Raw genomic sequence first — 22,929 nt, forward strand, 5'->3', positions numbered from 1 at the left:
ACAGTTACCTGTATTCTTTCTATTTTACTTTCTGTATCTGCGTGATCTCTCCCTTTTTTCTCTCACTGAGAAATCCGGGCCCGGTCATTCTCAGATCCTCTCGCAGATCAGGTTGCCCATCTCGGTCGTTCCAACCTGCTTCATGCCCTCATCCATGATATCCACAGTGCGGTAACCGTCCGCAAGGACTTTTCTCACTGCGTCTTCGATCGCATCTGCTTCCTTATCAAGGTCGAAGGAGAAGCGGAGCATCATCGCTGCGGAGAGGATCGTCGCGATCGGGTTTGCGATGTCCTTGCCTGCGATATCCGGTGCGGAACCGTGGCTCGGCTCGTAGAGACCGAATTTGCTCTCGTTTAAGCTTGCGGAGGACAGCATTCCGATGGAACCTGTGATCATGCTCGCCTCGTCAGATAAGATATCGCCGAACATGTTCTCAGTTAAAATGACGTCGAACTGGCGCGGATTCATGACAAGCTGCATTGCGCAGTTATCGACTAACATGTTCTCAAGTGTAACTTCCGGATAGTCCTTTGCGACTTCCGCTACAACTTTTCTCCAGAGTCTGGAGGAATCAAGAACGTTTGCCTTATCGACACTCGTCACTTTCTTTTTTCTCTTCATTGCGATCTCGAAGGCCTTGATCGCTACGCGGCGGATCTCCTTCTCACTGTATACAAGAGTATCTGTTGCCTGCTCCACACCGTCTACCGTCTCTGTGTGGCGCTCGCCGAAATACAGACCACCTGTAAGCTCGCGGACGATGACCATGTCAAAGCCGTCCCCGATGATCTCTTTCTTTAACGGGCATGCACCGGCAAGGTCATTGTAGAGGTACGCCGGGCGGATGTTTGCAAACAGATTTAAGCCTTTGCGGATCGCAAGAAGACCTGCCTCCGGTCTCAGGTTCGGAGCCACATCATACCAGCGGGAGTTTCCGACATTTCCGCCGACTGCGCCTAAAAGAACGGCATCGCTCTTCTTTGCAGTCTCAAGCGCCTCATCTGTCAGCGGCACCCCGTAGGTGTCGATGGAGATTCCGCCCATGAGGACGTCCTCGTAGTTGAATTTATGGCCGTATTTCTGTCCAATTTTATCTAAAACTTTTTTTGCCTCTCTTACAATTTCCGGACCGATCCCGTCGCCGGAGATCGCTGCGATCGTGTATTCCATCTCTTTTACCCTCCATGATCCCATGGACTTGAATCCAGGGATCTTCTTTTTATATTCCGGATCCATCCCGACCCATTCTTTTCCATGTAATCATACTCTAAATTTTCTTATTTTTCAAGAAATCGGGAGAAATTACCGGCATACATGTTTTCTATCTGTTGTATGAATCAGGGTTATATTCTGATTGTTCCTCAAAAATGATTCGACATCTTTAAAAAAGTTAGTCCTATCCGGCCAAGATAAAGAAAGGCAGATACCCCGGAAAAATCCATCGGTATCTGCCTTTGTTCTCTTTTTCTTTATTCGTGGTACATCTCCGGTCTGCGGTCACGGAAAAGTCCCCAGGAGAAGCGCTCGCGCTCCAGCTCGTCCAGGTCGAACTCCGCTGTGATCACGCCCTCGCTGTCGCGGTCCATGGACTCGATCACCTCTCCGGCTCCGTCCGTGATGAAGGAGGAACCGTAGAATTTCAGGGCGGATTTCTGGTTTCCGTTCGGCTCACAAGGTTCTACCTCTTCCAGGCCCACACGGTTTGCCGCGATCACCGGCATCAGGTTCGAGGCGGAATGTCCCTGCATGCAGCGTCTCCAGTGCGGCATGCTGTCCACGGAGAGGATCGGCTCGCTTCCGATCGCGGTCGGGTAGAATAAAAGCTCCGCGCCCTTTACCGCCATGAATCGTGCGGTCTCCGGAAACCACTGGTCCCAGCAGATGCCGACGCCGATCGTCCCGTAGCGGGTCTTAAATGCTTTAAATCCGGTATCTCCCGGTGTGAAATAGAATTTTTCCTGATAATAGTGGTCGTCCGGGATGTGGGTCTTTCTGTAGATCCCTAGGTTCGTTCCGTCCGCATCAAGGATCGCCACCGTGTTGAACAGGCGTTTCCCGTCCTTTTCATAGAAGCTGATCGGAAGGACGACAGAAAGCTCCTCTGCGACTTTCGCAAAGTGCTTTACCGCATCATTCTCCTCCACCGGCTTCGCAAACTCATAGTATTCGTACTGGCGCTCCTGGCAGAAATACTGGCGTTCAAAGAGCTCCGGCAGCAGGATGATCTGCGCACCGTCCGCCGCCGCTTTTCTTACAAGCCGTTCCGCGTTCGCGATATTTTCATTTACATCTCTCGTGCAGCGCATCTGTACCGCCGCAACTTTCACCTTTCGCATTCTTCTTCCTCCTGCCAGTGATCTTATTTTTTCTCTGCGCATCTGCTCTTTTTTTGCCTGCGCAGACTTTGTTTTGGGTTCCTGAAACTCAGCTGTACCCTCATGACTCCAGATTTCAGTTTCAGATATTTAAAAATTTTCCGGACATAGAAATCTCATTTTCCCATTTCCGGTACTCTGATGTTATTCAGGCTTGTGACTCTCTGCTCTTTCCTTCCGGGATCTGCTGCGTGATGCAGTGGATGTTTCCGCCTCCGAGCAGGATATCCCGCGCCGGCACCGGATAGACAGTCCGCTCCGGGAATGCCGCTTTTAAGATCTCCACTGCCGCCTCATCATGCTCATCCCCAAACTGCGGGACGATCACTCCGCCGTTTGAAATATAGAAGTTTACATAACTTGCCGCCAGCCGCTCTCCGACTTCTCTCGTGTCCTCTCCGTCCTCGAACTCATAGCCGCCGAGATCCTCCTCTGTGACGCAGATCGGTGTTTTCGGAATCGGAAGCTTATGAACCTTGATCTTTCGTCCCATCGCGTCCGTCTCGCGCTCCAGGATCTCCAGACAGCTCTTTGACATCGCATACTGCGGGTCCGTCTCGTCATCCGTCCAGGCGAGGACGACCTCCCCCGGTCTCACGAAAGCGCAGATATTGTCCACATGCTCGTTCGTCTCATCGTTGTAGATCCCGCGCTCCAGCCAGATCACTTTCTGCGCTCCGAGATAATCGCAGAGCTTCTGTTCGATCTCCTGCTTTGAAAGCTTTGGATTTCTTCCCGCACTCAAAAGACAGGCTGCTGTCACGAGGACCGTTCCCTCACCGTCCGAATGGATCGAGCCGCCTTCCAGAACAAACGGATGCGCCTCATAGCAGTCATAATAGAGTTCCTCGCAGACCTTCTCCGCAACCTGATCATCCTTTTCCCAGTGTGCGTAGAGTCCGTCCACATCGCCTCCCCAGGCATTGAACTCCCAATCGATCCCGCGGACATTTTTTTCATCGTTCACCACAAACGTCGGAGCTACATCTCTCGCCCAGGCGTCATCAGACTCCATCCGGATCACATGGATCTCATGTCCCGGATTTCCGGTCAGCATTTCTCTCGCGTTCTCTTCCACATCCGCTTCCGCCAGCATAAAGACTTCCTCGCTCTCGGCGATCGCCCATGCCACACGCTTAAATGCCTCTCTAGCCTTCTTTGCGCCGTAGTTCCAGCTTCCCGGACGCTTCGGCCAGATCATGATGCAGCCCCGGTGAGGTTCAAATTCCCCGGGCATGCGGAATCCATCCGCGGCCGGGAGTGTGTGAAGTTTCTTCATGTTCCGTTTCCTCTTTCTGTCTTTATTAGTAACTGTTCAGTACCCTCACACCTGCAGGAACCTCCCCCGGAGCTTCCCTTCGGATGCATGGCAAATTACGGGCAAAAATCCATTCCAATTCAGCTTCGCCGATGGGATTTTTGTTTTATTCTCTCACCAGAATTTTTCTCTCCCGCACCGCCCGTTTTCCCATTTCTTTGGGTCGCCGCAGCCGCATTCCGGTTCGCATGGCGGCGGACACGGGCACGGTCGGCAGGGCGGTCCCGGCGGTGGTCCCGGTTTTGGCGGCTTCGGAGGTTTTTCTTTCTTTTCTTCCAGACGGACCAGGATGATATCGTCCCCGATCTGACAGATATCGCCAAACGGGATCACAAAATCTTTCTCGCGCCCTAAAAATCCGCAGACGCAGCCCGGTCCCGGCACAATGATCGCAAGGATCTTTCCCGAACACGGGTCAATATCGAGATCGCCCACAAATCCCAGTCTCCTGCAGTCACAGACGTTAATCACTTCGCGCTTTTTCAGCTCGCTCATCCGCATCCGATCATCTCCCGGACATTTTTTATGTAATCAGTCTATGATATGCAGAACGCGCCATATTTGATTCGTTTTCATCCAAAACCGGTATTTTCACAAGTTCTGACATATTCCCCCAGAAATGCTCTCTAAAAATTCTCCGGCAGTTTCCTCACCGACTTTAATATTTTCGCAGCGTTTTTCCACAGCATCTCCTCTTTCTCGCTGTCGGAAAAGCTGCTGTCCCTGATCCTTGCGATCGCGGCTTTCTGGCTCCCGTACGGGAAATCGCAGCCGTACATGGTCCGCTCCGGCCCGAATTTCCGGATGATCTCCTCGAACTCCCCGGAATCCTCGAGCTCCGCGCTCATCGCCGTGTCGATAAAGACATTTTCTGGAAGATCATCCAGCGTCTCCTCCGGATTTTTCATCATGCAGAAGCTCCCCATATGTGCCATGATGATCGGGATATCCGGGGCATATTTTAAGATTTTCCGGACTCCGGACGGATAGAGGTCATACGGGCGCGCGATCTTCGCAGTTCCGCAGTGGATCAGCACCGGAAATCCCAGCGCATTGATCCGCCGCCACATTTCCTCATATTTCGGATCTTCGAGATGGACTTTCTGGAACGGCGGATGAAACTTGATCCCCGCCATTCCCATGTCCTTCAGTTTTTCCAGCTCCTCCACCACATTTTCACAGTCCGGATGAAGTCCGCCGAACGGAATGATGTTTTTCCGGGCAGACTCCTTCGCAAACCTGTTTACCTCCGCCTGATTCTGCGGTTTTGAGACGACCGGCAGATTGACGGAGAGTGTCACCCCGGCATCCTGCATCCGTGTCAGGAGATTCTCCCGGATCGGGAGATTTTTGAAATCATCATGCTCCTGTCCGGTGACTTCCATCGCCCGCCTCGCCAGCGCGACCGGATAAATATGGGTGTGGATATCGATGATCTTACAGTTCATCCGTATCCTGTCCTTTCTTTCACATGATCATGTGTCTTCCGGTCAGCTGCAGAGATCCACGATCACCTGTGCAAAGATCTTCGCGCTCATCAAGAGCTCGTCGACCACCGCGAACTCATCCGGACCATGCATGTGATTTTCGGTCTCCGGAAGGCAGGCACCGAATGCGACACCGTTCTTTAAGTGGTGGACATATGTTCCGCCTCCGATCGCGATGCACTCGCCCTTTCTTCCGGAATAGGACTCGTAAGCAGAAAGAAGAGTCTTTACGAAGTCGGAATCTGCCGGCACATGGTGCGGCGGTTCCAGTTCCTCGGTATTGAAGGAAATCCCCTCTGCCTCCATATTTTTCCGGATCACGTCGATCGTGTTCTCCTTTGTAGCACAGATCGGGCAGCGGCTGTCAAATTCGCCTTCTAGGCTCTTTTCGGAGATGTCCAGCATGCTGAATGCGAGTGTCAGTTCTCCGGACTCCTCATCGCTTATCTGGATCCCCAGTCCGGCGCCAAACCAGTCACCGTGCGGCATCAGATGATTTAACGCACGGACAGCTTTGAGTTGTCCGCACTCTGCGAGCGGCAGACGCTCGATCAGCGCCAGAAGACCTGTCAGGGCATTTTTTCCCTTCCACGGAGTTGATGCATGTCCATTTTCTCCGGACGCTGCGATCTTTAAGCATCCGTCTTCGGAAGAAACGGTAAATGTAATCCCGAGTTCTTCCTCCATGCTCTTTGCAAGAGCTTCCGTCTCATCCCCGTCAAGTCCCTCAAAGAGAGCTTCCGCTGCCGCCGGAACGACGTTGACCTTTGTCCCGCACTTGAAGGAGACCATCTTCGGGAGCTTGTCGGACGGCTCAAATTCTGCCGTAAAATTGCCTTCGATCCGGCCTTTTTCGATGTTGATGACCGGGAAGGATGCATCCGGTGAGAAGGTCATCGGTGCTTCCTTCTCCACACTGTAGTAGTGGGTGATATCGGAGCTTCCGCACTCCTCATCCGTTCCGAGAATCAGCCGGACATTCTTTTTCAGTGGGATCCCGAGCTCGTTGACCGCACGCATCGCATAGAGAGCCGCGACTGCCGGTCCCTTATCGTCCGCAGTTCCGCGCCCGTAGATCTTTCCGTCCTTCACGACCGGCTCAAACGGCTTTGTGACCGTCCATCCATCTCCGGCCGGAACGACATCGAGGTGCGCTAAAATATCCAGCTGGGCGTCCTTGTTGTTCATGTCCACGGTGCCGACATAATTGTCATAATTGTTGATGGAAAAGTCGTAACATTCCGCGATATGCAGCGCTGTGCGCAGTGCCTCGGAACATCCCTCCCCATACGGTTTTCCGATCCGGTAAGAGCCTTTCACGCTGTTGATCCGGCAAAGCTCCTCGATATCTTCCAGCATCTCTTTCTTATGTGCATCAATATACCGGCTGATCTTCTCTTTGTACATAATTTCTGCCTCCATTATTCTCTATATACCATTTTCCCAACAAGTGAAAACACGCTTCGCGTAAGGAAAGACAGACGGGGCCGCCTCGTCCCGGGCGTTTCCAGGATATAAAGCCAGCCCCGCTGATAATTTTGTTTAGACTCACGGATCCGCGCTCATTACTTCATGAATCCTGCCAGGATCTCGTTTACGATCTTACCGTCTGCCTTTCCCTTTACAAGCGGCATTAGGGATTTCATGATCTTTCCTTTGTCCTTTGCGGTCGGAGCTTCGATTCCGAGCTCTGCGAGAACTTTCTGGATCGTCTCTCTGATCTGGTCCTCGGTCATATCTGCCGGAGCGAACTCCTGATATACAGCCAGTCTCTTCTTTGCCTCTTCGATGATATCAGCGCGGTCTGCCGGAGCGGTATCGATCGTCTCTTTGACCTGCTTGATCTCTTTCTTTACGATCGCGTTCTCCTCATCCTCGGTGAGCGGAGCTTCGCGCTTATCGATCTGCGCGTTCTTTAATGCGGAGAGAAGCATGGAAAGGGAATCCTTTCTCTCTTTATCTTTTGCTTTCATCGCCTCGACCATAGCTGCTCTTACAACATCGATCTTACTCATCTTATATTCCTCCTGTCTATGCAGTATTCCCAGTCAAAACGACTGGTTCCACATGTTCCTGTGATGATATATTTTGTAAACTTGATTAGTTCTTTCCGAACTCACTGAGTTTCAAGTTCGGATTTCTCTCCTCGACCATGCCGACACTCCAGCTGTTGATGAATAACAATAACGGATTGCCCTTGAGGTCGCAGATACGCTTCATATCGGATGTACCCTGGATCTTCGCCACATCCACTTCCTCCGGATTCTCAACCCAGCGGATATACTCGAACGGAAGCTGTTCCAGACGGACATCGACATTGTACTCGTTCTTTAAGCGGTAGGTCAGGACCTCAAACTGCAGGACCCCGACAACGCCGACGATGATCTCCTCCATACCAGTATTGAACTCCTGGAAGATCTGGATCGCACCTTCCTGAGCGATCTGGTTGACCCCCTTTAAGAACTGTTTTCTCTTCATGGTATCGATCTGGCGGACTCTCGCGAAATGCTCCGGTGCAAAGGTCGGGATACCCTCAAACTGGAACTTCTCGTTGGACGTACAGAGCGTGTCACCGATGGAGAAAATACCCGGATCGAAAACGCCGATGATATCTCCGGCATAAGCCTCCTCAATGATCTTACGGCTCTCAGCCATCAGCTGCTGCGGCTGGGTCAGACGGATCTTTTTGCCTCCCTGGACATGGTTGACTTCCATTCCGGCCTCGAACTTACCGGAGCAGATGCGCATGAACGCGATACGGTCACGGTGTGCCTTGTTCATGTTTGCCTGGATCTTAAATACGAACGCGGAGAAATCTTCCCGGAACGGGTCGATCACGCCTGTCGTTGTCTTTCTCGGAAGCGGAGAAGTCGTCATATTTAAGAAATGCTCCAGAAATGTCTCAACACCGAAGTTTGTGAGAGCAGATCCGAAGAACACCGGTGAAAGCTTTCCGGCACTGACAAGCTCCTGATCAAACTCATCGCTTGCCCCGTCGAGAAGCTCAATATCGTCCCTTAACTGAGCGTGGAAATCGGAACCGATGACGGAATCCACGTCTGTTCCCTCCACGTCGAAAGTCTCTGTGGCAACTTCCTTCTGTCCGCCCATGGCAGCCGTGAAGGTCGTGATCTTCTTTGTCTGGCGGTCATAAACGCCCTTGAAGCTCTTTCCGCAGCCGATCGGCCAGTTGATCGGGCAAGTATTGATTCCGAGAACCTCCTCGATCTCGCTCATGAGCTCGAACGGGTCTCTCGCCTCACGGTCCATCTTGTTTACAAAGGTAAAAATCGGGATATGGCGCATCACACAGACCTTGAACAGTTTGATGGTCTGCGCCTCAACACCTTTGGATCCGTCGATGACCATGACCGCGGAGTCCGCTGCCATCAGGGTACGGTAGGTATCCTCGGAGAAGTCCTGATGTCCTGGGGTATCAAGAATATTGATGCAGTATCCCTCGTAATTGAACTGGAGTACGGAAGATGTTACGGAGATACCTCTCTCCTTCTCGATCTCCATCCAGTCGGAGACTGCGTGCTTTGTCGCTTTGCGTCCCTTTACGGTTCCGGCAAGGTTGATCGCGCCTCCGTATAACAGGAATTTCTCGGTCAGTGTCGTTTTACCGGCATCCGGGTGAGAAATGATCGCGAATGTCCGTCGTCTCTTTATTTCATCATTTAATGAAGCCAAAAAATTTTCCTCCAAATCTATCTTGTGTTTCGTCTAACAATATTTTCCTGCTGACAGCACAAAAGAACCGCGGTCCTTCATTGACTGCCGTTTTTTTCTGCTGCTCTTATTCCAATTAATTTTTACCAGTATTTAAGAGTTTCGTCAAGAAGAAAGCCCTAAAATTCGTTATATTTATAGCAATCTTCACCACTCTGTGCCTGCTTTGCGTTTTTCACCTGTAAAGGCATCTGAGTAGTCGAATCTTCTATTTTCTGGTAAAGATTGGAATTTTCTATCTTTTAATTTCAAAGATCTCGTCTAAGATCGCCCCTGCAACCTCTTCCTTCGACATGATCGGAAGCTCCGTCTCCTTATTCTCGCGGATCATCGTCACTACATTCGTGTCCGTTCCGAAACCGGCACCGGCAACCTTCAGATTGTTGGCAACGATCATATCGAGGTTCTTCTTCTTTAATTTTGCCCTGGAATTCTCCAGCATATGTTCTGTCTCCATAGAAAATCCGCAAAGGAACTGGCTGTCTTTTTTATGTTCTCCGAGCCATTTTAAGATATCGTCGGTGCGCTCCAGTTCGATCGCCATATCTCCGTCTTTCTTCTTTGTCTTCTCGGTATTCACGAACTTCGGGCGGTAGTCAGCGACAGCCGCGGCCTTGATCACCGCGTCCATCTCATCACTGCGGCTTGTCACGGCCTCAAACATATCTTTGGCGGTAACCACCGGAACAAAGTTTACGAACATCGGCGGCTCCACCTCTGCCGGTCCTGAAACAAGAGTCACCTCAGCGCCGCGGAGAGCTGCCGTCTTCGCGATGGCATATCCCATCTTTCCGGTACTGTGGTTTGTAATATAGCGCACCGGGTCGATGGCCTCTCTCGTCGGGCCTGCGGTCACGAGGATTTTCTTTCCTTTTAAGTCTTTCTCGTACTGGACTTCCTTTAAGATATACTGGAGCAGCACCTCCGGCTCCGGCATCTTTCCGGCTCCGGTATCGCCGCAGGCGAGATACCCGCTTGCCGGACTGATCACTTCCATTCCGTAGTGTTCGCAGATCTTTAAGTTGTCCTGTGTGATCGGATTCTCGAACATTCTCGTATTCATCGCCGGGCTGATGATCTTCCTGCAGGTACATGCGAGAACCGTGGTCGTCAACATATCGTCCGCAAGACCATGGGCCAGCTTCGCGATCACATTTGCGGAAGCCGGGGCAACGAGGACAACGTCCGCCGCCTTCGCAAGGGAAACATGTTCAACGGAAAACTCAAAGTTCCGGTCAAACGTATCCACCAGGCATTTATTTCCGGTCAGTGTCTCGAATGTAATCGGGTTAATGAAATTTGTCGCATTCCGGGTCATAAGCACATGGACATCTGCCTTCAGTTTTTTCAGTGCGCTGGCGAGATATGCGATTTTATAGGCAGCGATACTGCCGCTCACGCATAAAAGTACGGTTTTTCCTGCTAACATTTGGAATCCTCCGTTGTAATTTTAGTCAATTTATGGTAAGATAATTCGAACTTTAAAATTATGAGGAACCTGTCTCACACGTTTCTCATATTCACAGTAACGGTTGACAAATCCCGCAAATACGGAACCCTTGATCAACTGCACACGTAAAAACAGTATAACACGTTACTTAGATTTGTGGAAGGAGTTTTCTCAATGATTTTAGCGATCGACATGGGAAACAGTAATATCGTTGTCGGAGGCCTTGACGACAATAAAACATATTTTGAGGAGCGCATCACCACCGATGACCGGAAAACGAGTCTCGAATACGCGATCCTTTTAAAGAATATTCTGGAGATCCATAAAGTAAAGAAAAATGATATCGAAGGTTCCATTATGGCGTCCGTTGTCCCGCCGTTAAATGCGCCGATCTCTTCCGCTGTGAAGAAGATCACCGGAAAGAAACCGCTTCTTGTCGGTTCCGGAATGAAGACGGGCTTAAACATCAAGATGGATAACCCTAAGACCGTCGGCGGTGACCGGATCGTGGCCGCTGTCGCTGCAAATGCCAAATATGAAGGACCGATCATCATCGCGGATATGGGAACCGCGACAACGCTCGATGTGGTGGACCACGATGGAAATTACATCGGCGGTGTGATTCTCCCCGGTGTAAAGGTTGCCTTAAACTCCCTCGTTTCCAATACAGCCCAGCTTCCGAGGATCAGCTTCGATGTTCCGAAACGTACGATCGGAAAGAACACCATCGAATGTATGAGAAATGGTATCATGCTCGGCAATGCCGCAATGCTTGACGGTCTTATCGACCGCATGACCGCAGAGCTCGGCGAACCGGCAACCCTTATTGCTACCGGCGGTATGGCAAGATTCATCACACCGCTCTGCACCCACAAGATCACCTATGACCCGGATCTTCTGCTCCGCGGACTGATGATCCTGTACAGACAAAATACAGAAACAAAAGACGCGTAAAGCTTCACTGCCGAATGAAATTAACGTTCATTCGGCTTTTTTATTCAGAATTGTCCTCCCGACTGTTGCTGTCTATACATTTCGTTTGAAACGAAATATAAACGAAATGCAGAGTTGTAATATTTCGTTTAATGGGATATACTTATGATAGAATTACGTTTGGAGGTGTTCTATGAACTATTTATCCAGCATGGAAGCGGCAAAAGCAATGGGAATCACAGTGCGCAGAGTCCAGCAGATGTGCAAGCAGGGCGAAATTTCCGGAGCTGTGAAAAAGGGACATTCCTGGCTGATTCCAGAAAATGCAGTTTGGCCAGATTCAGGCGAAAAGAAAAAGCCGATGCCCATTGGGATTTCTGATTTCAAGACGGCGACCACAAGCTATTATTATGTAGATAAAACCTTGCTGATCCGTGATTTTCTGGATACGAAACCTATGGTATCGTTGTTTACCCGTCCGAGACGTTTTGGTAAAACATTGAATATGGATATGGTTCGGGTCTTTTTTGAAAAAACACAGGAGGACACCTCCATTTATTTCAAGGATAAGCAGATATGGCAGTGTGGTTCTGATTATACCCGGCATCAGGGAAAGTATCCGGTCATATTCCTGACATTTAAGGATGTAAAATGTCTGACATGGCAGGAGACATTTCAGAAGATCCGTAAGCTGATTTCACTGGAATTTATACGGCACAGTGAACTTGAGGAAAGTACTGCACTTGGAATCTATGAAAAAGAACAGTACCATCGCCTTGCCAGTGACAATGCGAATGAAGTAGACTGCCAGATGGGATTACAAATCTTATCTCTGTTGCTGCACAAGCATTATGGACAAGAATGTATTATCATTATTGATGAATACGATACACCGATCCAGCAGGGACATCATTGCAATTTTTATCCTGAAATCGTGAATTTCATGCGTAATTTCTTTTCCGGCGGCCTGAAGGATAATCCACATCTGGCTTTTGGCTTTCTCACGGGAATTCTCCGTGTGGCGAAAGAAAGCATTTTCAGCGGCATGAATAATTTGAAAACCAATTCAATTTTGGACGACAGTTACAGTGAATATTTCGGCTTTACAACTGAGGAAGTAAAAGATATTCTGCACTACTATGGGAAAGAGGACAAATATCAGGAGATCTGCAGCTGGTATGACGGATACCGATTTGGTCATACAGAAATCTTTAATCCATGGTCTGTGATCAATTACATTACCGATCAATGCTTCCCAAAGGCATTCTGGCAGTCTACCGGCAGCAACGAAATCATTGGTGAGATTATCGCGACATCTACTCCCGAGATAACGGAAGGACTTCATAAACTGCTCTGCGGTGAAAAAATCACTACTTATATAGACACCAGCGTGATCTATCCGGAGATACAGAATAATCCATACACGATCTATAGTTTTCTTCTTGTTGCGGGTTACTTAAAAGTTGCAGAAGTTTATCCACAGAATGATGGGAATTTCATGTGTGATGTTGCAATTCCAAATAAAGAGATTGCCTGTGTTTATGAAAAAGAAATTTTAAATCGGACGAATCAGAACAGCGTCGCGATTTCTATCAATCAGGCGATATTCTCCGGAAATGCAAAAAAGCTTCAGTCTTTGCTGGAGAGTTTTATGCTGCAGAGTATTTCTTCTATGGATGGGGCAAATGAAAGTTTTTATCATGGCATGATGCTTGGATTATGTGCGATCCTTGGAAACAGATACCAGATTCGTTCCAATCGAGAATCGGGGCTTGGCCGATTTGATATTCAACTGAATCCATTAGTAAAAGGAATTCCGGGATTCCTGTTTGAATTCAAACACACAAATGATGATCATGTGGATCTGGATGCGCTGGCAGATCGCGCCCTCCAACAAATAGATGTGAAAAAATATGACACGGAATTGCGGGATACAGGTGTCCGGCCGATCATAAAAATCGGGATTGCTTTTCGTGGAAAAACAGCCGTTGTGAAACGAAAATAATGAGAAGGGGCTGCCGCACCAATTTTGGCAAGCGGCAGCCCCGTTTTCTATAATCATGTTTCTTTTTTATCCCAGTCTTCTCACAAATTCCTCATACCCAAAGGTTTTCACCACACTACACTCCCCATTCTCATCCATTCGCGCGATGGACGGCAGGCACATGCCGTTGAAGGTGTTGTTTTTTACCATGGAGTAGATCGCCATGTCCTCGAAATAGAGTTTATCGCCGATCTGAATCTCGTGGTCGAAGGAATAGTCGCCGATCACGTCACCCGCAAGGCAGGTCATTGATGAGAGACGGTAGGTGTACTGCTTTTCGTCCGCTTCTCCGGAGTCTTTTAACGGCGGACGGTAGGGCATCTCCAGCACGTCCGGCATATGGCAGGCGGCGGAGGCATCCAAAATCAGAGTCCTGATGCCGTTATCCACAATGTCCATGACTTCCGTCACGAGATATCCCGCATTTAATGCCACGGCTTCCCCAGGTTCCACATAGACAGTGACATCATATGTATCCTGCATATGGCGGATACAGCGCTCCAGGCGGTCGATGTCGTAATCTTTTCTCGTGATATGGTGTCCGCCGCCCATGTTGAGCCATTTGATATTCGGAAGCTTCAGGTACTTTCCGAATTTTTCCTCCACCGCCTTCAGAGTCGTCTCCAGATCATCCGAGTTCTGCTCACAGAGGGTATGGAAGTGGATCCCGTCAAGCTTTTCCACAAGATCTTCCCGGAAATTAGCCAGGGTCACGCCGAGTCTGGAGCCCGGCGCACAGGGATCGTAGATCGCGTGGTCGCCCTGAGTGGAGCACTCCGGGTTTACGCGGATGCCGATGCTGACGCCTTTTTCCTTACAGAAGTCCGCGTATTTTTCAAGCTGGGAAAAGGAATTGAATACCAGATGTTCGCAGATATCAGTGAGTTCCCCGATCTCCGATTCCTTGAAGGCCGGAGCGAATACGTGATTTTCTTTTCCCATTTTTTCATATCCAAGCTTTGCCTCGAAAAGACCGCTGGCTGTGGTTCCGTCCAGATACTGCCCGATCAGCGGGTACTCAAAGAAGTTCGAGAATGCCTTCTGGGCAAGGAGGATCTTGCAGCCGGTGTCATCCTTTACTTTCTTTAAGATTTCCAGATTTTTCCGAAGCTTTCTTTCATCAATTACATAACATGGAGTGGGTAATTCATTAATTTTCATTTATTCTACAATCTCCGGATTTTCATCCACAACCCACGGAAGTCCCCACTTATTCAGCGCTTCCATATACGGATCCGGATCGAACTCTTCGACGTTGAATACGCCTGCGCCCTTCCAGGTTCCGTCAACGACCATCATGGAACCGATCATAGCCGGTACGCCTGTCGTGTAGGAGATGGCCTGGGAGCCGACTTCCTTGTAACACTCCTGATGGTCACATACGTTATAAATATAGATCGTCTTCTCTTTTCCGTCCTTCACACCGGTAAAGATACAGCCGATGTTTGTCTTTCCGACGGTTCTCGGACCTAAGGATGCCGGATCCGGAAGAAGAGCCTTTAAGAACTGGATCGGAACGATCTCCTGTCCGTTAAAGTTTACCGGGGAAGTGGAAAGCATTCCAACGTTCTCTAAGCATTTCATGTGGGTCAGGTAGCTCTGTCCGAAGGTCATGAAGAAACGGATGCGCTTTACACCCGGAATGTTCTTAGCGAGAGACTCGATCTCCTCATGATGTAAAAGGTACATGTCCTTCTCGCCGACCTGCGGGAAGTTGTACTCGCGCTTGATCTCCATCGGCTTTGTCTCTACCCAGTGGCCGTTCTCCCAGTAGGAGCCGTTTGCGGATACCTCACGGAGGTTGATCTCCGGGTTGAAGTTTGTAGCGAACGGATAACCATGGTCGCCGCCGTTGCAGTCTAAGATGTCGATGGTGTGGATCTCATCGAAATAGTGCTTTAACGCATACGCGGAGAAGACGCTTGTGACGCCCGGGTCAAAACCTGTTCCTAAGAGTGCCATAAGTCCAGCCTCTTTGAATTTCTCCTGATATGCCCACTGCCAGGAATAATCAAAGTATGCGGTGAAGCCCTCTTCCTTGCAGCGTTTCTCATAGATCGCGCGCCATGTCGGATCGTCGGTGTCCTCCGGCTCGTAGTTTGCGGTATCGATATAGTTCACGCCGGCCTTTAAGCATGCATCCATGATCGTCAGGTCCTGATACGGGAGTGCAACGTTTAACACTGCATCCGGCTTGTAGCTTTCCATTAAAGCCACCAGCTCGTCCACGTTGTCAGCATCCACTTTCGCGGTCGTGATCTTCGTCTTTGTAGTTCCCTGAAGTTTCTCCTTTAAGGCATCGCACTTGGATACGGTACGGCTTGCGATCATGATTTCTGTGAATACATCACTGTTCTGACAGCACTTGTGGATCGCTACGGACGCAACACCTCCGCAGCCGATGATCATTAATCTGCTCATGTTTATTTTTCCTCCTCTTTTAAAAGATCCTCAACATACTTCGGCAGCATGAACGCGCCCATGTGAAGATGTGTCGTGTAATACCAGGTTTCGATATTTAATGCATCCCATTCCCGGGGCTTGAAATCCTTGATGGGATGATATTTCTTTGAAGCGAAGCCGAAGAGCCAGTATCCGGACGGACAGGTTGGAATATGCGCCTGATACACACGGCTGATCGGGAAGGAGCGGAATGCCTTTCGGTGCATACTGCGGCAGGCCAGCTCGTCCTCATCGTAGAATGGGCTTCCATGCTGGTAGACCATGATTCCATCTTCCTTTAAGGCGCTGTAACAGCTACCGTAAAATTCCTTCGTGAACAGTCCCTCAGTATGGCCGAAGGGGTCTGTGGAATCGTTGATGATAAGGTCATACTTTGCCTTCTTGTTTCTTAAAAATCTCAGACCGTCATCATAGTGGACCTCGACACGCGGATCATCTAAGGCACAGGCTACCTCCGGGAAAAATTTTCTTGAAACCTCCACAAACATCTCATCCGTCTCCACGACATCGATATGTTCCACGCAGTCATACTGCAAAAGCTCTTTCGCGACACCGCCGTCGCCGCCGCCGATGATCAGTACGTCCTTCACACACGGATGGACCGCCATCGGCACATGGGTCACCATCTCGTCATAAATAAACTCGTCCTTCTCGGAGAATACGATCTCCCCGTCCAGAGAGATAAATTTTCCAAATTCCTCGGAATCGAACACGTCGATCCGCTGATATTCACTCTCCCCGGAAAACAGCTGCTTTTCGATCTTGATGGACAGCTTGACGTTTCCGGTGTGCAGTTCTGAAAACCAGAATTCCATATCTCGTGACTCCTTGTATCGTATTGGCCAAAGCCTGTTTGCAGGCAGACAGCCTGTTTGCCTGCAGCCAGGTCCGGCACCTAAAAAATTCATGCTATATGTTTGCCAGCACCATCAGATGGTCCACAGCCGGATCTTCTGTTCCCTGCATGGAGCATCCCTTTTTCTTCGCATACAGGATATACTGGACCACGTCGTCCGTGATCATCTCCCCCGGCGCCAGGATCGGGATTCCCGGCGGATAACACATCACAAACTCCGCACAGACTCTTCCTGAAGACGCTTCCACCGGAACAGAGACCTTCTCGGAGTAGAACGCTTTCTGCGGGGACATCACGACCTTCGGGGAGATATACTCACCGGAGAGAAGTCCCGCGCTGTCCTTTTTGTAGAGACGTTCCACATCATCGAGAGCCCCCACAAGGCGCTCGATGTCCTGGATACGATCTCCGATGGAGATGTAAGCCAGAATGTTGCTGATATCACCGAATTCGATCTGGATATCATACTCGTCGCGCAGAAGATCATAGACCTCGATTCCCGCAAGTCCGATGTCTCTTGTATAGACGGAGAGCTTCGTTACATCGTAATCGAAAATGCTGTCACCGTTCACCAGTTCTTTTCCATAAGCATAATAGCCGCCGATGGAGTTGATCTCCCGTCTCGCGTATTCTGCCATCTCAACGACCTTCGCGAAGGATTCCTCGCCGCGGAGAGCCAGATTTCGTCTTGAGATATCAAGGCTGGAAAGAAGCAGGTAGGATGCGCTTGTGGTCTGGGTCAGGTTGATAATCTGGCGCACATAATCGGTGTTCACTCCCTTATTTAAAAGAAGAAGCGAACTCTGGGTCAGGCTTCCGCCGGACTTGTGCATGGATACCGCCGCCATATCAGCTCCCGCTGCCATTGCGGAGATCGGAAGATTCTTTCCGAAATACAGGTGGGTTCCATGAGCCTCGTCCGCGAGGACCTTCATGCCCCTCGCATGGGCAAGCTGTACGATTGTTTTTATATCAGAGCAGATACCGTAATAGGTCGGGTTGTTGACGAACACCGCAACCGCGTCCGGATTATCCTCGATGGCCTGTTTTACTTTTTCGACCTGCATTCCCAGCGAAATACCGAGTCTCTGGTTCATCTCCGGATTTACGTAGATCGGGATTCCGCCGCAGAGCACCAGAGCGTTGATGACGCTCTTATGTACGTTTCGCGGCAGGATGATCTTATCTCCGGCTTTTACCACCGAGAGGATCATGCTCTGGACCGCAGATGTCGTTCCGCCTACCATCAGATAGGCACTGGCCGCTCCGAATGCCTCCGCCGCAAGCTCTTCCGCCTCACGGATCACGGAGACCGGATGACAGAGGTTGTCAAGCGGCTTCATCGAGTTTACGTCCAAAGATACACATTTTTCGCCTAAAAGCTGTACCAGTTCCGGATTTCCGCGTCCTCTCTTATGTCCCGGTACATCAAACGGGACAACTCTCTTCTTTTTAAATGCCTCGAGCGCTTCATAGATCGGGGCTTTCTTTTGTCTCTCTCTGTCCATGGTTTTGTTCCTCACGCATTTTATTGATTGCGCATCATCTGAATAATAAAAAAAGCAGATGACGCCAAAACCATCATCTGCTCAAAACGATTCTATTCCATTGGGGTCTGGGGCGCGTCACTCCGCTCCCGTCTGCCTCTGAGCTTTATCGTTTTTTCTTCCAAGTCTGCAATCGCAAATATATTGTCCCTGCACTTATTGACCGATTCACAAGATGATGTGTTTTTCAAACACTGATTATAAAGTAATCAACTTATAAATTTGAGCTTTTAACTCAATCAATAATGTGGGCTTAACCCCACGCGGCGCTTGACCCGCCTGTCCGATGGGCTTAACTTCCGTAGTCTGTTCTGCGGGAGTGGTCATTACATACATTTGCATGAAAACGATAAATGTCTCTTCACACTATTTCTATCATACATGAAAAAACATAGAACTGTCAAGTAAAAAATTCTTTACGTGGAATCTTCTGTCAGCCTCACGAGGTGGCTGACCACCGATTATAATGATCCGATCGAAAGTGCTGTGTTTCAACTCACAGCCCCGCAAGGGGGCTGACGACAAGCTATTACGCGAGGGCGATGGGGCTTGTATTTCAACTCACAGCCCCGCAAGGGGGCTGACAGCAATTTTAGTCAAAATATTGCCTGACTAAAATTGTTTTTTGTACTTATTTCACATATTTCTGCTAAATTTCCCTCGCATCTTCAGGATTTCCATGGTCTTTGGGCTAAGATTTCCCTGTTTTTTCGGTGCGAATGTCCCGAGGTTTTTCTGTATACATACTTCTCGCACTATAAATAGCAGCGTTTCCGTGACATCAAATCCCGGCTTAGCGCCAATATGTTCTACCTTATTTTTGTATTTCTCGCCCAGATAATAGAATCTCAGACTGTCTACGTCTTTGTCGATGAGATTTTCAAGTATGTTTTTCACCTGTCTGCATTTTGCTGCATCCATCTGACATTCAAATACAGAATTCTGCACTCTCTGCCCATATTTGGGGCATTTCTTCGCCACCTGACGCAAACGTTTGCTTCCTTCCTCTGTCATAATGACTGCTTCGTTTTCCATACTCGTGCCAGAAACAGTGTTACATTTCCCTTGACTTCACCCATAACTCTTGCAAGAAATCTTCCGTTCCCAGACATAAAAGAAAGGCTTATATTTCTCAATGCCCACTGTCTTCTGCAGAACTCAAAGTGCTGAATTCCGGATAGCTGGAGGAAATCCTCCTCCTGAAACAAAGCTAAAATACCTCCGGTTCTTTACATCCGTCTACATGCCATGTGATCTCATAATCTGAAAACTCTTTCGGACGCTCCTTTTTGGCCTTAATGTCAAAGCCTCTCTGAATCCTGCCGCTGGAGATTTCCGGTGTCTTAGCATCATGCTGCCACCAGTACATCCTGCAGACCTCCACACTTCCTTCCGGTCTCGCAGAAGAAGCATCATTTTCAAATAAGGTTTTCAATGCCTCCTTCAGCACTTCTGCATCCTCCTGACTGAATCCTGTCTTTTCCGCAAGCTGAACATTGACGCTTCCCATCACTTTATATACTGCAAAACCCACTCTGTGTTTTGTACCCATCGTATCGGAAGCCTTACTCTCTTTTCCGGATTCACTGTTCACGCTCTTTGTGATCTGCATGCTGATAATGTCGATGGGGGAAAGGCTGATTGCCTGATGGATGGAAACAGGGCCCCTTACTCCAAAGGACACCGAACTCCCTTTAAACGCAAAAACCTGTCCAAAAGCTCTTACATCCAGCCATTCCTTGCAGGCGATTGCTGCACAGACATCACGATTGGCTTTTTTTGGGTCAGCGATCTGGGCCTTCAGCTCCGCACATCCGTCGGCACGGTCTTTCAAGCTACTGTAGGAATCGTCCGCCCGGTCATCGGACTGCACAAAAATCTTCTGTCCGAGATCCTGAAAGCGGTTTCTTATTTTCCTTTTGATGCAGACATCTGATATTTCACCATAGCCGTCCATGCTGATCCTCGGACGGTTTCCATTTAACGGATCGCCATTGGGATTGGCATTATCAACACTTACAAATAACGTAAAATCGATTTTTCCCTTTAACTCGCTCATCATTATTCCTCCTCTTTTTCATTAAACTTTGTCTTTTTTGATGTCAGCTCATAGGCCTGATGATGAAAGCCTAGCAAATATAATCCATCCAGCTTGCTGTTATCACCAAAGCTGTCCACGTCGAATAAGCCATTGATCTCATGCAGCAGGTTTTCATAAAAACGTCGCTCCGGAAATTCCAGTTTATTCATATAGGGCTGGATATTTTCCTCGATTATTTTCCATGTTTCAAAGGGTCTCTGCGAAAAAGTGCTCATATATCTCTTTGCATTCGTCATTCTCGCCTTATCCTTCTCATCATACGTGCGGTATTCGATCCTGTCCGCAACTGCCAGCAAGCGTCCGTATAAATAACTTCTGTTCGTTTCTTCCTTATCTAATGCCACAGTCCATTCCTCCTGTTCATTTTCTTTTTTCCATTTTTTTACCAGCGAACAGGCCAAAGTCAAAACCCGTTCCCAGTTATTTCGATCCTTATAGGCCAGCGGCGTTGAGGCCTTCTGCACCGCGCGGTTCACATAATCGTAAGGGATCCTGTGTCCGCTCCAGATACAGGGAAGCAGTCTTTTCGCAACCTCTGCATACATTTTTTTTCCGTTTGCGTCCACGATCGTAAGCGTTCCTTTACTTTCGATACCAAATAAAATATCTGCGATATCCTTAACTCCGATCATACCGTAAAACTGTACTCTTTTTTTGTCTTTCCATTTCGTGTGGATCCAGCCACAGCTTTCATGCCACTTTTTAATATTCTCCAGATATTTTGCAGAATCCAGAGTTGCCTCCTCCACCATCGACAATCTTCCCGGGGTCGCTGCATCAAAGCTGAGCAGGATCATTGATGACGTATTCTCGATCTTCTGCCCATATCCCCTGATCGCCTTATAGAATTTTTCTGCGGTGATCGCATTCCCATCGGATACTGCACTCTCATCATTTTCCTCGTCATCCCAGTCATCCTGTTCTTCGTCATACTCAGATGCGATATCTTCCGTATCCGCATTCCATCTCGGCATGCTTGATCGATTGGATTCCCATGTAACGATGACCAGCGTATCGAAAAAGGTTCCCTGCTTACGGATGATCCACTTCAGGGCATTATGTATCTTCTGGGATGTTTCATTTCCTACTGCAAAGGCTTCCTCTTTACAGACAAAGCGTCCCCGATAAGTAAAATTTTGACTGTCATTTGCAGAGATCAGCTTTGCGCCATCCCCTTCATTGCGGATCTTTCTGGAGTGGAGATATGAAATAGCCTCTGTATTTCCGGTAAGATAACAAAGTCCCTGTTCTTTTTCCCGCGAACGAGCATAGCTTATATAACGCTCCTGCAGGCTTCTGTCTTTCCAGCACTCATCCGGGCATGTTTCAAACACGCCTGAGCTTTCCGGCCGGATAATAAAACGCACAAATGCCTTTGCCTGCTCGATCCCCTGAAGCTTTTCCTTATCATCGATCTTTCCCTGTTCATTCAGCTTGATGATCTTCTGATCCGAAAGATCCCGGATCAGGCTGTTCTTTTTCAGGTACTGATAAACGGCCAAAACCTTCTCATGGCTGAATTCTGATTCCGCCCATTCCTTCAGCTGGGAAATATATAATTGGTAACAGACCCCGTCATCCTTATAATACTTCGTGTAATCTTCCGCAAGATACCTCAGATTATCGCACAAAGGATGAGGCTCCTTTCCCGCTGTACGGCTTCCGGATTTTTCTGTGACCGGTATCACTGTCAGCTTGTCCTCCGGACTTACAAGCTTTGCCTCCTTAAAGTTTCCATTCCGGTCGATGGTTACCTCGATCTGTGCGGTTACTGTCGTATGGAACGGCGGCAGAAGAACATAAGGCATATCTCCCCGATATTCAATGACCCCTACTTTATCACTGTTTATTTCATACAGATCGATCAGTTCATTTACCCAGCTCACTCCTCCACCTCCTCACCGGTAAATTCTTCTAATCCGGTAAAACTGCCTTTTCCGAAGACCTTGCGCTGCATTTCCCTGATATGTCTTTTCTGAGTACACTCCTCGGGTCTTAAAAATTCAATGATCCCGCCTTTCTTCATTACCGGTTTCCAGAAGCGAACCGTCATCTTTCCCTTATCTTCTTCCAAGATTGCTTCCTCTGCGTAGGTGATCCCATGATACATGAAACCATAATCCACTTCTCCGGTCATGGTATCATAATAGCTCTCTCCCTCGCCGAATACACACGGCTCCTCGAAAGCCTGACACTCCCTTGTTCCAAGGAAAATATCTCTGCGCCCGCCTCGATTTACCATTCGCTTCGCCATATTGTGGTACTTGTTCTCATTTCTGTCCTCCGCCAGCTCCGGATGATTATAATTCATCTCGAAATGTGCCCGCACCTGATATCGTACATCTTTTAAGTAGGTATAATATGCAAGCTCATTGCCGCCATTATATGCGATCGGACGGATCCCTTTTGTTTCTGTCTGGATCGGATTCATCACTCTGACGGCATCGATGATCCATAAGATGGTTGGCTTCCAGAAAATGCTTTCTACGATCCCCCGCAGCGCCTCATACGTTGGGATATGATAGCTGGTTTTCTCGCCGCCGACACGAAGTACAGGATCTGAAAAAAGCGCATACGGACCATATACTTCAAATTCGATCGTATTTCTGTATTTTTTCAC

General features: G+C 48.8%; 18 protein-coding genes and 2 pseudogenes. 2 read left to right on the forward strand and 18 right to left on the reverse strand.

From position 1 onward, the window contains the following. Positions 1-90: 90 nt before the first annotated feature. The 9 genes from leuB to coaBC form a co-directional block, all read right to left on the reverse strand. On the reverse strand, positions 91-1,173 hold the full coding sequence (gene leuB, locus ACI3EW_RS12350) for a 3-isopropylmalate dehydrogenase (RefSeq protein WP_329751632.1): 1,083 nt from the start codon (positions 1,171-1,173) through the stop codon (positions 91-93). Between the two features lie 299 nt (positions 1,174-1,472). Further along, positions 1,473-2,339 (reverse strand): N-carbamoylputrescine amidase, encoded by an 867-nt coding sequence (gene aguB, locus ACI3EW_RS12355; RefSeq protein ID WP_405581218.1) that lies wholly within the window; start codon positions 2,337-2,339, stop codon positions 1,473-1,475. Between the two features lie 187 nt (positions 2,340-2,526). Further along, the gene (aguA, locus tag ACI3EW_RS12360; protein WP_405581221.1) at positions 2,527-3,657 is read right to left on the reverse strand and encodes an agmatine deiminase; all 1,131 of its coding nucleotides are present in this window, start codon (positions 3,655-3,657) and stop codon (positions 2,527-2,529) included. Positions 3,658-3,810: 153 nt separating this feature from the next. Beyond that, complete coding sequence (locus tag ACI3EW_RS12365) at positions 3,811-4,191, reverse strand: YlmC/YmxH family sporulation protein (RefSeq protein ID WP_405581224.1); 381 nt, start codon at positions 4,189-4,191, stop codon at positions 3,811-3,813. 131 nt (positions 4,192-4,322) lie between these two features. Then, positions 4,323-5,144 (reverse strand): amidohydrolase family protein, encoded by an 822-nt coding sequence (locus ACI3EW_RS12370; RefSeq protein WP_405581227.1) that lies wholly within the window; start codon positions 5,142-5,144, stop codon positions 4,323-4,325. 42 nt (positions 5,145-5,186) lie between these two features. After that, positions 5,187-6,590, reverse strand: coding sequence for a Sapep family Mn(2+)-dependent dipeptidase (locus tag ACI3EW_RS12375; protein WP_215703275.1), 1,404 nt, complete (start codon positions 6,588-6,590; stop codon positions 5,187-5,189). A 158-nt stretch (positions 6,591-6,748) separates the two neighbouring features. Next, entirely contained in the window at positions 6,749-7,198 is a 450-nt protein-coding gene (locus ACI3EW_RS12380; RefSeq protein WP_118530602.1) for a GatB/YqeY domain-containing protein, read from the reverse strand. 85 nt (positions 7,199-7,283) lie between these two features. Further along, on the reverse strand, positions 7,284-8,876 hold the full coding sequence (locus tag ACI3EW_RS12385) for a peptide chain release factor 3 (RefSeq protein ID WP_405581231.1): 1,593 nt from the start codon (positions 8,874-8,876) through the stop codon (positions 7,284-7,286). Positions 8,877-9,150: 274 nt separating this feature from the next. Then, positions 9,151-10,344: a bifunctional phosphopantothenoylcysteine decarboxylase/phosphopantothenate--cysteine ligase CoaBC gene (gene coaBC, locus ACI3EW_RS12390; protein ID WP_118530598.1), complete on the reverse strand. Its 1,194-nt coding sequence runs from the start codon at positions 10,342-10,344 to the stop codon at positions 9,151-9,153. Positions 10,345-10,539: 195 nt separating this feature from the next. Between coaBC and ACI3EW_RS12395 the strand changes: the two genes are divergently transcribed. Both ACI3EW_RS12395 and ACI3EW_RS12400 read left to right on the forward strand, forming a co-directional pair. Continuing rightward, positions 10,540-11,319, forward strand: a complete 780-nt coding sequence (locus ACI3EW_RS12395; RefSeq protein ID WP_118530596.1) for a type III pantothenate kinase — start codon at positions 10,540-10,542, stop codon at positions 11,317-11,319. Between the two features lie 172 nt (positions 11,320-11,491). Further along, positions 11,492-13,303 (forward strand): AAA family ATPase, encoded by a 1,812-nt coding sequence (locus tag ACI3EW_RS12400; RefSeq protein ID WP_118530594.1) that lies wholly within the window; start codon positions 11,492-11,494, stop codon positions 13,301-13,303. 66 nt (positions 13,304-13,369) lie between these two features. Here ACI3EW_RS12400 and nspC read toward each other — a convergent pair whose 3' ends face one another. From nspC to cas5c, 9 genes and pseudogenes are all read right to left on the reverse strand, one after another. Continuing rightward, positions 13,370-14,503 (reverse strand): carboxynorspermidine decarboxylase, encoded by a 1,134-nt coding sequence (gene nspC, locus ACI3EW_RS12405; protein ID WP_118530592.1) that lies wholly within the window; start codon positions 14,501-14,503, stop codon positions 13,370-13,372. Further along, complete coding sequence (locus ACI3EW_RS12410; RefSeq protein WP_118530590.1) at positions 14,504-15,763, reverse strand: saccharopine dehydrogenase family protein; 1,260 nt, start codon at positions 15,761-15,763, stop codon at positions 14,504-14,506. A gap of 2 nt (positions 15,764-15,765) precedes the next feature. Beyond that, positions 15,766-16,620: a polyamine aminopropyltransferase gene (gene speE / locus ACI3EW_RS12415; protein ID WP_015553676.1), complete on the reverse strand. Its 855-nt coding sequence runs from the start codon at positions 16,618-16,620 to the stop codon at positions 15,766-15,768. Positions 16,621-16,714: 94 nt separating this feature from the next. After that, complete coding sequence (locus ACI3EW_RS12420) at positions 16,715-18,169, reverse strand: aminotransferase class I/II-fold pyridoxal phosphate-dependent enzyme (protein ID WP_021904230.1); 1,455 nt, start codon at positions 18,167-18,169, stop codon at positions 16,715-16,717. 801 nt (positions 18,170-18,970) lie between these two features. Beyond that, a pseudogene (gene cas2, locus ACI3EW_RS12425) lies at positions 18,971-19,243 on the reverse strand (CRISPR-associated endonuclease Cas2); the annotation flags it as partial. A gap of 89 nt (positions 19,244-19,332) precedes the next feature. Further along, positions 19,333-19,416 (reverse strand): annotated as a pseudogene (locus ACI3EW_RS12430) (CRISPR-associated protein Cas4); the annotation flags it as partial. Positions 19,417-19,418: 2 nt separating this feature from the next. Then, positions 19,419-20,267, reverse strand: coding sequence for a type I-C CRISPR-associated protein Cas7/Csd2 (gene cas7c, locus ACI3EW_RS12435; protein WP_118530586.1), 849 nt, complete (start codon positions 20,265-20,267; stop codon positions 19,419-19,421). 2 nt (positions 20,268-20,269) lie between these two features. Continuing rightward, entirely contained in the window at positions 20,270-22,195 is a 1,926-nt protein-coding gene (gene cas8c, locus ACI3EW_RS12440; protein ID WP_118530584.1) for a type I-C CRISPR-associated protein Cas8c/Csd1, read from the reverse strand. Then, complete coding sequence (gene cas5c, locus ACI3EW_RS12445) at positions 22,192-22,929, reverse strand: type I-C CRISPR-associated protein Cas5c (RefSeq protein WP_118530582.1); 738 nt, start codon at positions 22,927-22,929, stop codon at positions 22,192-22,194. Before cas5c ends, cas8c begins: the two co-directional genes overlap by 4 nt.

This window comes from Pilosibacter rotomagensis (assembly GCF_045062245.2).
In the GTDB taxonomy this organism is placed as follows: domain Bacteria; phylum Bacillota; class Clostridia; order Lachnospirales; family Lachnospiraceae; genus Pilosibacter.

What these genes read in the sequence shown, in the direction of transcription:
- leuB (WP_329751632.1), bottom strand. Translation starts at nt 1,173, where the DNA reads ATGGAATACACGATCGCAGCGATCTCCGGCGACGGGATCGGTCCGGAA.
- aguB (WP_405581218.1), bottom strand. Translation starts at nt 2,339, where the DNA reads ATGCGAAAGGTGAAAGTTGCGGCGGTACAGATGCGCTGCACGAGAGAT.
- aguA (WP_405581221.1), bottom strand. Translation starts at nt 3,657, where the DNA reads ATGAAGAAACTTCACACACTCCCGGCCGCGGATGGATTCCGCATGCCC.
- ACI3EW_RS12365 (WP_405581224.1), bottom strand. Translation starts at nt 4,191, where the DNA reads ATGAGCGAGCTGAAAAAGCGCGAAGTGATTAACGTCTGTGACTGCAGG.
- ACI3EW_RS12370 (WP_405581227.1), bottom strand. Translation starts at nt 5,144, where the DNA reads ATGAACTGTAAGATCATCGATATCCACACCCATATTTATCCGGTCGCG.
- ACI3EW_RS12375 (WP_215703275.1), bottom strand. Translation starts at nt 6,590, where the DNA reads ATGTACAAAGAGAAGATCAGCCGGTATATTGATGCACATAAGAAAGAG.
- ACI3EW_RS12380 (WP_118530602.1), bottom strand. Translation starts at nt 7,198, where the DNA reads ATGAGTAAGATCGATGTTGTAAGAGCAGCTATGGTCGAGGCGATGAAA.
- coaBC (WP_118530598.1), bottom strand. Translation starts at nt 10,344, where the DNA reads ATGTTAGCAGGAAAAACCGTACTTTTATGCGTGAGCGGCAGTATCGCT.
- ACI3EW_RS12395 (WP_118530596.1), top strand. Translation starts at nt 10,540, where the DNA reads ATGATTTTAGCGATCGACATGGGAAACAGTAATATCGTTGTCGGAGGC.
- ACI3EW_RS12400 (WP_118530594.1), top strand. Translation starts at nt 11,492, where the DNA reads ATGAACTATTTATCCAGCATGGAAGCGGCAAAAGCAATGGGAATCACA.
- nspC (WP_118530592.1), bottom strand. Translation starts at nt 14,503, where the DNA reads ATGAAAATTAATGAATTACCCACTCCATGTTATGTAATTGATGAAAGA.
- ACI3EW_RS12410 (WP_118530590.1), bottom strand. Translation starts at nt 15,763, where the DNA reads ATGAGCAGATTAATGATCATCGGCTGCGGAGGTGTTGCGTCCGTAGCG.
- speE (WP_015553676.1), bottom strand. Translation starts at nt 16,620, where the DNA reads ATGGAATTCTGGTTTTCAGAACTGCACACCGGAAACGTCAAGCTGTCC.
- ACI3EW_RS12420 (WP_021904230.1), bottom strand. Translation starts at nt 18,169, where the DNA reads ATGGACAGAGAGAGACAAAAGAAAGCCCCGATCTATGAAGCGCTCGAG.
- cas7c (WP_118530586.1), bottom strand. Translation starts at nt 20,267, where the DNA reads ATGAGCGAGTTAAAGGGAAAAATCGATTTTACGTTATTTGTAAGTGTT.